This is a genomic window from Maribacter confluentis (genome assembly GCF_030505015.1).
Lineage (GTDB): Bacteria > Bacteroidota > Bacteroidia > Flavobacteriales > Flavobacteriaceae > Maribacter > Maribacter sedimenticola.
This window is the reverse complement of record NZ_JAUKUC010000001.1, coordinates 3,029,769-3,041,988: the sequence shown is the minus strand read 5'-3', so window position 1 is coordinate 3,041,988 and position 12,220 is coordinate 3,029,769. Positions and strand designations below refer to the sequence as shown.

Sequence of the window (12,220 nt, the reverse complement as noted above, 5' to 3'; positions counted from 1 at the left end):
GTTATATTATAATACCTCTGGGGCCAATGATACAATCTTCATAAATTGCTTGTCCCTAAGCTCCCTTGCAACGGGTCCGAAAACACGGGTTCCCCTCATCTCTCCGGCAGGATTCAATAAAACACAAGCGTTATCGTCAAATCTGATATACGACCCATCTGGTCTTCTCACCTCTTTCTTGGTACGCACGACAACAGCAGTTGATACCGCTCCTTTCTTGATACCTCCATTTGGTGTGGCCTCCTTAACGGTAACAACAATTTTATCACCAATGGATGCATATCTTCTTTTGGTACCACCAAGAACACGAATAGTCAATACTTCCTTCGCTCCGGTGTTATCCGCTACCTTTAATCTAGATTCTTGCTGTAACATAACTTATTTAGCTCTTTCTAAGATTTCTACTAATCTCCAACATTTGGTTTTACTCATAGGACGCGTTTCCATGATCTTTACAGTATCACCAATATTGCAATCGTTCTTTTCGTCATGTGCAACATATTTCTTTGTCTTCAAAACGAATTTACCGTACATAGGATGCTTTACTCTTTTCACCTCCGAAATAACAATGGACTTTTCCATCTTATTACTAGTGACAACTCCTACTCTTTCTTTTCTTAAGTTTCTTTTTTCCATAAAGCCGAACCAATTATTGGTTTTCCCTATTAGTTAATTCAGTGGCCAATCTTGCTACCGTTCTCCTTACTTTTCTAATCTGTAATGGATTTTCTAACGGAGTTACAAAATGTGCCATTTTCAATTCTTCATGCTGCTTTCTATACTCGGCCAATTTCTCCGTAAGTCCTTCGACAGACAATTCTTTGATCTCTTGTTTTTTCATTGTTCCTTACGTTTAATTTCCGCCCTCGTAATCTCGAGCTACAATAAATTTTGTTTTAACAGGAAGCTTCTGTGCCGCTAGTCTTAAAGCTTCTTTTGCTACTTCCATAGGAACTCCAGCTACTTCGAACATAATTCTACCCGGTTTTACTACGGCTACAAAATATTCAGGAGCACCTTTACCTTTACCCATACGCACCTCTAGAGGCTTTTTGGTTATAGGCTTGTCTGGAAATATTTTAATCCATAACTGACCTTCCCTTTTCATATATCTTGTTGCAGCAATACGGGCAGCCTCAATTTGGCGTGAAGTCAAGAATGCTGCATCATCAACATTCTTTATACCGAACATACCATTTGAAAGTTGGTGTCCTCTACCAGCAAGGCCTTTCATACGGCCTTTCTGCATTTTACGGAACTTCGTTCTTTTCGGTTGTAACATTACTTTAGTTCTTTAAAAAATTACTTTCTACGACGTTGTTTTCTACCACCTTCTTGTTTACCTCCTTTAGAGGAATCTCCTTTTTGCATTCCTACTAAAGGTGACAACTCTCTTTTACCGTAAACCTCGCCCTTCATGATCCAAACTTTAATTCCAAGTTTACCATATGTGGTCTGGGCTTCTTGTAAAGCATAATCAATATCTGCTCTAAATGTGGATAATGGAATTCTACCATCCTTATATGATTCTGAACGTGCCATTTCCGCTCCGTTCAACCTACCTGAGATTTGAATTTTGATACCTTCGGCATTCATTCTCATTGCAGCTGCAATAGCCATCTTGATTGCTCTTCTAAAGGAAATTCTACTTTCTATTTGACGGGCAACACTTGCCGCAACCAAATTAGCATCCAATTCTGGTCTTTTAATTTCAAAGATGTTGATCTGAACCTCCTTATTGGTGATTTTTTTCAACTCTTCTTTCAGCTTATCAACTTCCTGACCTCCTTTACCGATGATTATTCCAGGACGTGCCGTGGTCACCGTTACAGTAATCAGTTTAAGGGTACGCTCTATAATTACTCTAGAAACACTAGCTTTAGAAAGCCTGGCGTGGATATACTTACGTATTTTATCATCTTCCGCCAATTTATCCCCATAATCGTTTCCACCATACCAGTTAGATTCCCAACCTCTGATGATTCCTAGACGATTTCCTATTGGATTTGTTTTCTGTCCCATTCTAGTTTTCTGTTATATTTTTAGACCCTAAAACCAAAGTAACATGGTTTGAACGTTTTCTAATTCTATGTGCCCTACCCTGTGGAGCTGGACGCAATCTCTTTAACATTGCACCGCTATCAACTCTTATCTCGGCAACGACCAAATCAGCATCCTCAAGGTTTGCATCTTCATTTTTAGCCTGCCAGTTGGCCAAAGCGGACAACAACAATTTTTCTAGTTTTCTAGAAGCCTCTTTTGGGTTAAATCTTAATATAGCTAAGGCATTTTCAACTTTAGCACCTCTAATTAAATCAGCAACTAAACGCATCTTTCTAGGTGAAGTTGGACAATTGTTCAACTTCGCGAAAGCTACCTTCTTTTTTTCAGCCTTGATTCTTTCGGCCATTTGTTTTTTACGAACTCCCATAGCTTACTTTTTTCCTTTGTTTTTTGCACCAACGTGACCTCTAAAAGATCTAGTAGGTGAAAATTCCCCAAGTTTATGTCCAACCATGTTTTCAGTCACAAAAACAGGTACAAATTGTTTTCCGTTGTGCACAGCTATTGTCATTCCAACAAAATCTGGAGTGATCATAGATGCCCTTGACCAAGTTTTGATTACCGATTTTTTACCGGATGCTGCACTTTGTTGGATTTTTTTCTCCAAACTATAGTGAACGTATGGTCCTTTTTTTAGTGAACGTGCCATTTCTTTCTACTTTTTTATTTCTTTCTACGTTCTATTATATACTTATTGGTGCTCTTAGTCTTAGAACGGGTTCTAAATCCTTTTGCAGGAATACCGTTTCTAGATCTTGGATGTCCACCTGAAGCTCTACCTTCACCACCACCCATTGGATGATCTACAGGGTTCATAGCTACTGGTCTAGTCCTTGGTCTTCTACCCAACCATCTACTTCTACCGGCCTTACCGGAAACAAGCAATTGATGATCAGAGTTTGAAACCGCCCCAATTGTCGCAAAACAACCAGAAAGAACCAATCTAGTTTCACCAGAAGGCATTTTAACCGTTACAAACTTACCGTCCTTCGCCATTAACTGAGCAAAGGTTCCAGCACTTCTAGCCATAACAGCTCCTTGTCCAGGTCTTAATTCAATACACGAAATGATCGTACCTAAAGGAACTTCACTCAAAGGCATTGCATTTCCAATTTCTGGTGCCACAGAAGCACCCGAAGAAACTTTCTGATCAACCTGTAAACCGTTCTGTGCGATCACATATCGTTTTTCACCATCAGCATACTCTAAAAGAGCAATAAATGCCGTTCTGTTTGGATCGTACTCAATAGATTTTACGGTCGCAAGCACATCTTGCTTATCCCTTTTAAAATCAATTACACGATACCTTCTCTTATGACCTCCACCTTTTTGGCGCATGGTCATCTTTCCTTGACTGTTTCTACCTCCGGACTTTTTTAACGGAGCAAGCAAGCTTTTCTCCGGCTTATCAGCAGTAATGGCGTCAAATCCGTTTACTACTCTAAAACGCTGTCCAGGAGTGATTGGTTTTAATTTTCTAACTGACATTTCTTGTCTTTATAGATTACTGTAAAAATCAATAATATCACCTTCCACAACATCAACTATTGCCTTCTTAACGGCATTTGTTTTACCATGCTGCACCCCAGTTTTTGTATATCTGGATTTTCTGGTGGGTCCGTAATTCATAGTACGCACCTTTTTAACCGAAACACCATAAGTAGCTTCAATTGCATCCTTTATCTGCAATTTATTTGCCTTAGGGTTAACTACGAAACCATAACGATTGTTCAACTCGCTATCAGCAGTCATTTTCTCCGTTATAATTGGTTTTATCAACACACTCATGATATTATTGTTTATTTAAATTCGATTCGATTCCTTCTAGAGAGCTCTCCAACAACACTACACTATTTGCATTAAGTATTTTGTAAGTGCTTAATTCTGAGTTAGTTATAACTTCAGACCCTTTGAAATTACGCGAAGACAAATATACACCTTTATTTGAATCACCCAACACAATCAAAGACTTTTTGTTTTCAATACCTAAAGTCTTTAAAACCTCGACAAAATCCTTAGTTCTAGGTGTATCAAAATCGAAATCCTCGACCACGATTATGGCATTATCCTTTGACTTTAATGTCAAGGCAGATTTTCTTGCCAAACGCTTAAGGTTTTTGTTCAATTTTTGGGTATAATCCTTAGGTCTAGGGCCAAATATTCTACCACCACCTCTAAAGATAGGCGACTTAATACTACCGGCTCTTGCCGTACCTGTACCTTTTTGCTTCTTTATCTTTCTAGTACTACCTGCTATTTCAGCTCTTTCCTTTGCTTTATGCGTACCTTGTCTTTGATGTGCCAAATATTGCTTAACATCCAAATAGACCGCATGCTCATTAGGCTCTATAGCGAAAACATCATCAGAAAGGTTTGCCTTTCTGCCTGTGTCTTTTCCTTTAATATCTAAAACTGCTATTTTCATTACCTCTACCTTTGTATCGTTACATAAGCGTTCTTATGGCCAGGAACACAACCTTTTACTACTAAAAGATTCTTTTCTGGAACTACTTTTAAAACCCTAAGGTTTTGAACCGTAACACGGTCAGACCCCATTCTACCGGCCATTTTCATACCCTTAAATACTCTTGCCGGATATGAAGCGGCACCAATTGAACCAGGAGCTCTAAGTCTATTATGCTGACCATGGGTTGCTTGACCCACACCACCAAAACCATGACGCTTAACTACACCTTGAAATCCTTTACCTTTAGAAGTACCTACAACATCGACAAATTCGCCTTCAACGAAAACATCCACACCAACAGTGTCCCCTAATTTAAACTCACCTTCAAAATCTCGGAATTCAACGACTTTTTTCTTAGGAGAAGCACCTGCCTTTTTAAAATGACCCGATTGAGCCTTATTAGCACGACTTTCTGCCTTGTCATCGAAACCAAGCTGAAGGGCACTATACCCGTCAACCTCTTCGGTTCTGACTTGGGTAACTACACATGGTCCAGCTTGTATAACGGTACATGGAATATTCTTCCCATTCTCGTCAAAAATACTGGTCATGCCTACTTTCTTTCCTATTAACCCAGACATACTTATTTATATTAATTATTACTATTAAATACTATTCAAAAAAATAGGGTCAAAATAATTTAACCCTAAATTATTTTTTTCCGTTTTTCCCTCGCCCGCAGCTTAGGACATGTCACCTATCATAACAAGACAGGTTAATTACTTACACCTTGATCTCTACTTCTACACCACTAGGAAGCTCAAGCTTCATAAGTGCATCAATAGTTTTAGATGAAGAGCTATAGATATCAAGTAATCTTTTATAAGAACTTAACTGAAACTGTTCTCTTGATTTTTTATTTACGTGCGGTGAACGCAATACCGTAAATATCTTTTTATGTGTTGGCAAAGGAATTGGCCCTGTAACAACAGCACCGGTTGTCTTTACCGTCTTTACAATCTTTTCAGCGGATTTATCCACTAAATTGTGATCGTAGGATTTTAGTTTTATTCTAATTTTTTGACTCATGTCCTAAATTTATGCTGTTATTCCTTTTGCTGCTTTTATCACTTCTTCCGATATATTGGAAGGAGTTTCTGCATAGTGTGAAAATTCCATTGTTGAAGTTGCACGACCTGAAGACAATGTTCTCAATGAAGTAACATAACCGAACATTTCAGATAATGGAACAGTACCTTTAACAACTTTAGCACCTGCCCTATCGCTCATATCGCCAATAGTACCTCTTCTTCTATTCAAGTCACCCACGATATCACCCATATTCTCTTCCGGAGTAATAACTTCAAGTTTCATGATAGGCTCCATGATCACAGCACCGGCAGCTTTACCTGCAGCCTTGTAACCCATTTTTGCAGCAAGTTCGAAAGAAAGTGCATCTGAATCCACAGGGTGGAAAGAACCATCTTTAAGAACAACTTTCATGGTATCCATCTCATAACCTGCCAAAGGTCCGTTCTGCATAGCAGCAACAAATCCTTTTTCAACAGCAGGAATAAATTCCTTAGGAATACGTCCTCCTTTAATCTCATCGACAAACTGAAGACCTTCTCCTTCAAAATCCTCATCAGCAGGACCCATTTCAAAAACAATATCACCAAACTTACCACGACCACCAGATTGTTTCTTGTAAACCTCTCTGTGAGACGCTGTTTTAGTCAATGCTTCCTTATATTCTACCTGAGGCTCACCTTGGCTAACCTCAACCTTAAATTCCCTTCTTAGTCGATCAACGATAATATCCAAGTGAAGCTCGCCCATACCGGAAATAATAGTCTGTCCCGAAGCCTCATCTGTCTTAACCTGGAATGTTGGATCTTCTTCAGCCAATTTAGCCAAAGCCATACCCAACTTATCAACATCTGCCTTGGTCTTAGGTTCTACAGCAATACCAATAACCGGCTCTGGGAAGTTCATACTTTCCAAAACGATTGGGTGTTTCTCATCAGACATTGTATCCCCTGTCTTGATATCCTTAAAACCTACCGCTGCACCAATATCACCTGCTTCAATAAAATCGATCGCATTTTGCTTATTGGAGTGCATCTGATATATTCGAGAAATACGCTCTTTCTTACCCGAACGATTGTTTAAAATGTATGAACCAGCATCCAAACGACCAGAATATGTTCTAAAGAATGCCAATCTTCCAACAAATGGATCGGTAGCAATTTTAAATGCCAAGGCTGCAAATGGCTCCTTAACATTTGGTTTACGCTTCTCTACTTGCCCAGTTTCAGGATTTGTTCCTTCAATTGCGTCCTTATCTATAGGAGAAGGTAAATACCTACAAACAGCATCCAATAAAAACTGAACACCTTTATTTTTAAATGAAGAACCACAGATCATAGGAATGATCGCACGATCCATAACAGCAGCTCTTAATGCAGCATGCACTTCTTCTTCGGTAATGGAATCTTCGTCCTCAAAGAACTTCTCCATCAACTCCTCATCATATTCTGCAACAGCTTCAATCAAGGCAGCTCTATACTCCTTAACCTCAGCTTTCATATCTTCAGGTATATCGATAACATCGAAAGTAGAACCAAAGTTGTCATCATGCCAAACAATAGCTCTGTTCTTGGCCAAATCAACTATACCTTTGAAATCAGCTTCATCACCAATAGGCAAAACAATAGGAACTGCATTAGAACCCAACATTTCCTTAACTTGCTTGCAAACCATTAGGAAATTAGATCCCTGACGGTCCATTTTGTTTACAAAACCAATTCTTGGCACCTTGTAATTATCTGCCAATCTCCAGTTTGTTTCGGATTGAGGCTCAACACCATCAACCGCACTGAACAAAAACACCAAACCATCCAAAACACGCAAGGAACGGTTTACCTCAACGGTAAAATCAACGTGTCCCGGTGTATCGATTATATTAAAATGATAATCTTTTGTCTCTTCCAATTCCTTTGCATTCTCCAAAGGAAATTTCCATGTACAAGTTGTAGCCGCAGAAGTAATGGTAATACCTCTTTCCTGTTCTTGCTCCATCCAGTCCATAGTGGCAGCACCATCATGAACCTCTCCAATTTTATGACTTACCCCTGTATAAAAAAGTATACGTTCAGTAGTCGTAGTCTTACCGGCATCAATATGCGCGGCAATTCCAATATTTCTAGTGTATTTTAAATCTCTTGCCATTATATATTAGAATCTAAAGTGAGAGAATGCTTTGTTTGCCTCTGCCATTTTGTGAGTATCGACCCTTTTCTTAACGGCAGCACCTTCTTCTTTGGCCGCAGCTAAAATTTCACCTGCCAATTTTTGGGACATTCCTTTTTCATTGCGCTTTCTTGCATAACTGATCAACCACTTCATAGCGGTAGATATTTTTCTATCCGGTCTAATCTGCATTGGGATCTGGAATGTTGCCCCACCAACCCTTCTACTACGAACCTCAACATGCGGCATAACATTGCTCAATGCATCTTTCCATAATTCCAAAGCTGTTTTCTCATCATCTGTCTTTTTAGCATCAACGATGTCTATTGCATCGTAAAAAACACTAAAAGCAACTGATTTCTTACCATCCCACATCATCATATTGACGAAACGCGTAACCAATTGGTCGTTAAACCTTGGATCCGGTAAAAGTGGTCTTTTCTTTGCCTGTCTTTTTCTCATTACTTCCTTTTAAACAAGTTTAATTACTTCTTAGGTCTCTTAGCACCATATTTTGATCTACGCTGTGTTCTACCGGCCACACCTGCTGTGTCCAATGCCCCACGTACAATATGATACCTTACCCCTGGTAAATCTTTAACTCTTCCGCCTCTTACTAATACTATCGAGTGCTCTTGTAGATTATGTCCTTCACCGGGAATGTAAGCGTTTACTTCTTTACCATTGGTTAACCTTACCCTTGCTACTTTACGCATAGCTGAATTTGGTTTCTTTGGTGTTGTAGTATAAACACGTGTACAAACACCTCTTCTCTGAGGACACGAATCCAAAGCAGCCGATTTACTCTTCTTAGTAATCGTTTCTCTTCCTATTCGTACTAATTGTGATATTGTTGGCATACTATAATATAATGTATAAAAATTACCCCTACTTTAAGGGTCGGCAAATGTAGTGATATTTCAGAATAATTCAAACCCTGAACAAATTATTTTTATATTTTTTTTACTATTTGATTTTCAACCCTTTATTAGTATTAAAATTTATCTGCTCGGTTCGTTAAATTTTTAGATGAAAATTTCTTGATAACTTAATCAAATTCCAACATATTATAACGTCGTATTCTCTATGAAATTAGCATATTCTCAAAATTTAAGGGGTAAAATTATATAACTTAAAATATGCGCGGTGTTTTATCTGTAACTAATAATTTTATGAGTTTCCTTAAAGTTTTATTAAAATTCACTTGCATTATTAACAGTTTATTGTGAAGTTTGCCGCTAGCTAATTCAAATAATTTAAAAATGAGAACAAAACTAAAAGGATTGTTAACGCTACTTTTGGCGTTAGTTGTGCATCTTTCGTTCGCACAGCAAAAAACAGTTTCCGGTACGGTTACTGATCAAGAAGGGCTTCCTTTGCCTGGGGTAAACATTGTAGTCGAGGGCACCACTAACGGTACCCAGACCGATTTCGATGGAAATTATTCCATCAGTGCCTCACAAGGACAAACTTTACTATTTACCTACATTGGACAAAAAGCTGTTCGCCAAACTGTAGGTGCAGGAGACACGGTTAATGTTGCAATGCAGGAAGATGCTCAAGCTCTTGAAGAGGTTGTGGTAACTGCACAAGGTATTAAACGCGAAAAGAAGGCCTTAGGTTACGCCACAAGTTCAGTTGGTCAAGAAGCTTTGGAATCTAGAGCTGAAGGTGACGTTGCGCGTGTACTTGCCGGTAAAGCCGCTGGTGTTAACATTACTTCAGGTGGTGGTATGTCCGGTTCTGCAACGAGTGTGACAATTAGAGGTTTAAGTTCATTTAGTGGAAGTAACCAAGCTTTATTTATTGTAGATGGTGTTCCTTTCAGTAATGACACCAACAGTGGTGGAGATTTCCTTTCTGGAAATACCGGATCATCACGTTTCTTGGATATTGACCCTAACAATATTGCCAACATTGAAGTACTTAAAGGTTTAGCGGCAACTACTTTATATGGTACACTTGGTAAAAATGGTGTAATACTTGTTACGACCAAAGCAGCAGCTAATACGGGTGGTGTTAAAAAGAACGAGATTTCTGTAAATACATCCTACTTTACTAATGAATATGCATCCTTACCAGAATACCAAACTAAATATGGTGGTGGTTTTGATCAAGCATTTGGATGGTTCTTCAGTAACTGGGGACCTAGTTTCGATAGAGAAGGAACAGCTGGATGGGGAGCTCAAGCTGCCATTGATGAAAATGGAACTTTGGAGCATCCTTATTCAACTACAGCAATTGCAGGTACAAGAGAAGCATTCCCTGAATTACAAGGAGCACGTTATGACTGGAGACCTTATGATTCCGTAGAGGAATTTTTTGCTCCTGGCCATGTGACCAATACCTCTGTTAACTTTTCTGGCGGTTCACAAGATGGCAATACAACGTATAATGCCAACTTAGGACATTTAAACGATGTTGGTTTTACACCAGGTAACCAATTAAGACGTATAAATTTTTCTGTTGGTGGGCGTTCAAAATTAAGCAACAAATTCACCATTGCAGGAACTATGAACTATTCAAGAACAGATTATGATACTCCACCCGTATCTGCAAGTAGGGGTAACGGTGGTATTAGTTCCAACTCGGTTTATGGTGCTGTATTATTTACACCAAGAAACGTGGATTTAATGGGTCTGCCATATGAAAACCCTGTAACAGGTGGTAGTGTTTACTATAGAAACGGTAACGACATTATCAATCCACGCTGGGTAACTGAACACATTAAATTCAATCAGTTAACAAATAGATTCTACTTTAACACATCATTGTCTTATGAAATAAATGAGAATCTTGGGACTACATGGAGAACCGGTCTTGATTTCTACAACGAAAGAAACACTCAGTTTTCTGACAAAGGAGGTGTAGAATTTGATTTCGATATTTTTGGATTCTTAAATACATTTGACAACAATAATACTATTTGGGACCATACATTTAGCTTAAACGGTAATTATGATATATCCGATAAGATAGGATTAACTTTTAACGTTGGTGCCAATGCTCGTTCAGATGAATACGACAGACAAGGTGTCGCAAGTTCAGGACAAATAGTATTTGGTGTTAGGAGACATTTCAATTACGAAAATCAATTACCGATTCAATTTTCTAGAAAAAGAAACATTGTTGGTGTCTTTGGAGATGTTAGTATTGATTATGACAACATGTTATTCCTTAACTTAAGTAGTCGTACGGATTGGGTTTCCAACCTAATTACGGAGAACAGAAGTCTTACCTATCCTGGTGCTAGTTTATCCTTCTTACCTACCGCTGCTTTTTCAGGATTAAGATCAGAAGGAGGATTGAATTATCTTAAATTAAGAGCTAGTTACGGAACATCTGCAAACTTCCCAGAAAATTACCCAACGGTAAGTGGTGTTGACCAAAATACACAACAGTCTGGTGGAGCATTTGGACCCGTAACCTTAAACAGTATTAGTTCATTTAAAGCCAATCCTAATTTAAAGCCTGAATTGTTAAAAGAATTTGAAGTAGGTTTTGAAAGTAAATTCTTCAACAATCGTGTCTCATTGGACGCTACTTATTATGATAGAAGAACAGATGACCTTATAGTTACGGAACCGTTATCACCTTCTACAGGATTCCAGTTTACTCAAAGTAACATTGGACAAATCAGTAACAAGGGTTATGAAGCAGATTTAGGAATTGATTTCTTCAGAAATCCTGATGGATTTAGCTGGAAATCTAGTGTAAATTTCTTTGCCAATAAAGAAATTGTTGAAGAGCAAGAACAGGATATCATCATTTATACTGGTAACTCAGCCTTATTCATTGGTGGTAATGCCGCAATTAAAGGTGAGTCTTTAGGTAGTATTGTTGGTACTGCGTTCGCTAGAAATGAAAATGGGGATTTGTTGACAAATGCAGCTGGTAACTATGTAATTACGGAATCTGATCTAGATGGTAATGTTCCAATTATTGGTGATGCCGTACCAGATTACACAATGAACTTTATAAATTCCTTATCCTATAAGAACTGGAGTCTTGGATTTCAAATTAACCATATTAAAGGTGGTGACATCATGTCCAGTACTATAGCAACATTGCTTGGTAGAGGTTTGATCGTTGAAACAGAAGATAGGTTAAACACTTATATCTTACCTGGAGTAAATCAAACTACAGGACAACCTAATGATGTTCAGATCAACAACTCCACGTATTACTTTAGTAATTTGTTGTTCGGACCTGCTGAAGCTAAAATTTATGATGCATCCGTTATTCGTTTGCAAGAAGTTTCTTTAGGGTACTCCTTACCAAAAAGATTTTTGGAAAAAACACCTTTTGGAAGCTTAACATTTACCGTACAAGGATTTAACCTTTGGTATGATGCCTATAATACTCCTGACGGTGCAAATTTTGACCCTAACGTAGCAGGTGTTGGTGTAGGTAATGGTAGAGGATTTGACTTCTTGAATGGTCCAAGTACCAGAAGATATGGTATGAGCGTAAAGATGACCTTTTAAAAATTGCTAA

16 protein-coding genes are annotated in these 12,220 nt (G+C 38.4%); 1 reads left to right on the top strand and 15 read right to left on the bottom strand.

Annotated features, from left to right (window positions below; all coding sequences use genetic code 11):
• Positions 1-6 precede the first annotated feature (6 nt).
• The 15 genes from rplN to rpsL all read right to left on the bottom strand — a co-directional run bounded on the left by rplN (position 7) and on the right by rpsL (position 8,583).
• A complete protein-coding gene (gene rplN, locus Q2T41_RS13160; protein ID WP_027064819.1) occupies positions 7-375 on the bottom strand; it encodes a 50S ribosomal protein L14 in 369 nt (122 codons plus the stop codon).
• A gap of 3 nt (positions 376-378) precedes the next feature.
• Positions 379-636, bottom strand: coding sequence for a 30S ribosomal protein S17 (rpsQ, locus tag Q2T41_RS13155; protein WP_058104316.1), 258 nt, complete (start codon positions 634-636; stop codon positions 379-381).
• 13 nt (positions 637-649) lie between these two features.
• On the bottom strand, positions 650-841 hold the full coding sequence (gene rpmC / locus Q2T41_RS13150; protein ID WP_089259452.1) for a 50S ribosomal protein L29: 192 nt from the start codon (positions 839-841) through the stop codon (positions 650-652).
• 12 nt (positions 842-853) lie between these two features.
• Positions 854-1,282, bottom strand: coding sequence for a 50S ribosomal protein L16 (gene rplP, locus Q2T41_RS13145; RefSeq protein ID WP_089259451.1), 429 nt, complete (start codon positions 1,280-1,282; stop codon positions 854-856).
• Positions 1,283-1,302: 20 nt separating this feature from the next.
• Entirely contained in the window at positions 1,303-2,022 is a 720-nt protein-coding gene (gene rpsC, locus Q2T41_RS13140) for a 30S ribosomal protein S3 (RefSeq protein ID WP_089259450.1), read from the bottom strand.
• 1 nt (position 2,023) lies between these two features.
• Positions 2,024-2,431 carry a 50S ribosomal protein L22 gene (rplV, locus tag Q2T41_RS13135; protein ID WP_089259449.1) on the bottom strand — a complete coding sequence of 136 codons (408 nt, stop codon included), beginning with the start codon at positions 2,429-2,431 and terminating at the stop codon, positions 2,024-2,026.
• 3 nt (positions 2,432-2,434) lie between these two features.
• Positions 2,435-2,713 (bottom strand): 30S ribosomal protein S19, encoded by a 279-nt coding sequence (gene rpsS, locus Q2T41_RS13130; RefSeq protein WP_089259448.1) that lies wholly within the window; start codon positions 2,711-2,713, stop codon positions 2,435-2,437.
• Between the two features lie 14 nt (positions 2,714-2,727).
• Entirely contained in the window at positions 2,728-3,552 is an 825-nt protein-coding gene (gene rplB, locus Q2T41_RS13125; RefSeq protein WP_144804694.1) for a 50S ribosomal protein L2, read from the bottom strand.
• A 9-nt stretch (positions 3,553-3,561) separates the two neighbouring features.
• Positions 3,562-3,852 carry a 50S ribosomal protein L23 gene (gene rplW / locus Q2T41_RS13120; RefSeq protein ID WP_089259446.1) on the bottom strand — a complete coding sequence of 97 codons (291 nt, stop codon included), beginning with the start codon at positions 3,850-3,852 and terminating at the stop codon, positions 3,562-3,564.
• Positions 3,853-3,856: 4 nt separating this feature from the next.
• Positions 3,857-4,489 carry a 50S ribosomal protein L4 gene (gene rplD, locus Q2T41_RS13115; protein WP_089259445.1) on the bottom strand — a complete coding sequence of 211 codons (633 nt, stop codon included), beginning with the start codon at positions 4,487-4,489 and terminating at the stop codon, positions 3,857-3,859.
• 5 nt (positions 4,490-4,494) lie between these two features.
• Entirely contained in the window at positions 4,495-5,112 is a 618-nt protein-coding gene (gene rplC / locus Q2T41_RS13110; protein WP_089259444.1) for a 50S ribosomal protein L3, read from the bottom strand.
• Between the two features lie 142 nt (positions 5,113-5,254).
• The gene (rpsJ, locus tag Q2T41_RS13105) at positions 5,255-5,560 is read right to left on the bottom strand and encodes a 30S ribosomal protein S10 (RefSeq protein WP_007094989.1); all 306 of its coding nucleotides are present in this window, start codon (positions 5,558-5,560) and stop codon (positions 5,255-5,257) included.
• 9 nt (positions 5,561-5,569) lie between these two features.
• The gene (fusA, locus tag Q2T41_RS13100) at positions 5,570-7,702 is read right to left on the bottom strand and encodes an elongation factor G (protein WP_089259443.1); all 2,133 of its coding nucleotides are present in this window, start codon (positions 7,700-7,702) and stop codon (positions 5,570-5,572) included.
• A 6-nt stretch (positions 7,703-7,708) separates the two neighbouring features.
• A complete protein-coding gene (gene rpsG / locus Q2T41_RS13095; protein WP_089259442.1) occupies positions 7,709-8,185 on the bottom strand; it encodes a 30S ribosomal protein S7 in 477 nt (158 codons plus the stop codon).
• Positions 8,186-8,208: 23 nt separating this feature from the next.
• Positions 8,209-8,583: a 30S ribosomal protein S12 gene (gene rpsL / locus Q2T41_RS13090; protein ID WP_036152127.1), complete on the bottom strand. Its 375-nt coding sequence runs from the start codon at positions 8,581-8,583 to the stop codon at positions 8,209-8,211.
• Positions 8,584-8,985: 402 nt separating this feature from the next.
• On the opposite strand from rpsL, the gene Q2T41_RS13085 reads away from it, so the two are divergent.
• A complete protein-coding gene (locus Q2T41_RS13085; RefSeq protein ID WP_304436447.1) occupies positions 8,986-12,210 on the top strand; it encodes a SusC/RagA family TonB-linked outer membrane protein in 3,225 nt (1,074 codons plus the stop codon).
• Positions 12,211-12,220: the final 10 nt, after the last annotated feature.

Excerpts from the sequence above, each read along its gene's own strand:
- rplN (WP_027064819.1), bottom strand. The coding sequence starts at position 375 with ATGTTACAGCAAGAATCTAGATTAAAGGTAGCGGATAACACCGGAGCG.
- rpsQ (WP_058104316.1), bottom strand. The coding sequence starts at position 636 with ATGGAAAAAAGAAACTTAAGAAAAGAAAGAGTAGGAGTTGTCACTAGT.
- rpmC (WP_089259452.1), bottom strand. The coding sequence starts at position 841 with ATGAAAAAACAAGAGATCAAAGAATTGTCTGTCGAAGGACTTACGGAG.
- rplP (WP_089259451.1), bottom strand. The coding sequence starts at position 1,282 with ATGTTACAACCGAAAAGAACGAAGTTCCGTAAAATGCAGAAAGGCCGT.
- rpsC (WP_089259450.1), bottom strand. The coding sequence starts at position 2,022 with ATGGGACAGAAAACAAATCCAATAGGAAATCGTCTAGGAATCATCAGA.
- rplV (WP_089259449.1), bottom strand. The coding sequence starts at position 2,431 with ATGGGAGTTCGTAAAAAACAAATGGCCGAAAGAATCAAGGCTGAAAAA.
- rpsS (WP_089259448.1), bottom strand. The coding sequence starts at position 2,713 with ATGGCACGTTCACTAAAAAAAGGACCATACGTTCACTATAGTTTGGAG.
- rplB (WP_144804694.1), bottom strand. The coding sequence starts at position 3,552 with ATGTCAGTTAGAAAATTAAAACCAATCACTCCTGGACAGCGTTTTAGA.
- rplW (WP_089259446.1), bottom strand. The coding sequence starts at position 3,852 with ATGAGTGTGTTGATAAAACCAATTATAACGGAGAAAATGACTGCTGAT.
- rplD (WP_089259445.1), bottom strand. The coding sequence starts at position 4,489 with ATGAAAATAGCAGTTTTAGATATTAAAGGAAAAGACACAGGCAGAAAG.
- rplC (WP_089259444.1), bottom strand. The coding sequence starts at position 5,112 with ATGTCTGGGTTAATAGGAAAGAAAGTAGGCATGACCAGTATTTTTGAC.
- rpsJ (WP_007094989.1), bottom strand. The coding sequence starts at position 5,560 with ATGAGTCAAAAAATTAGAATAAAACTAAAATCCTACGATCACAATTTA.
- fusA (WP_089259443.1), bottom strand. The coding sequence starts at position 7,702 with ATGGCAAGAGATTTAAAATACACTAGAAATATTGGAATTGCCGCGCAT.
- rpsG (WP_089259442.1), bottom strand. The coding sequence starts at position 8,185 with ATGAGAAAAAGACAGGCAAAGAAAAGACCACTTTTACCGGATCCAAGG.
- rpsL (WP_036152127.1), bottom strand. The coding sequence starts at position 8,583 with ATGCCAACAATATCACAATTAGTACGAATAGGAAGAGAAACGATTACT.
- Q2T41_RS13085 (WP_304436447.1), top strand. The coding sequence starts at position 8,986 with ATGAGAACAAAACTAAAAGGATTGTTAACGCTACTTTTGGCGTTAGTT.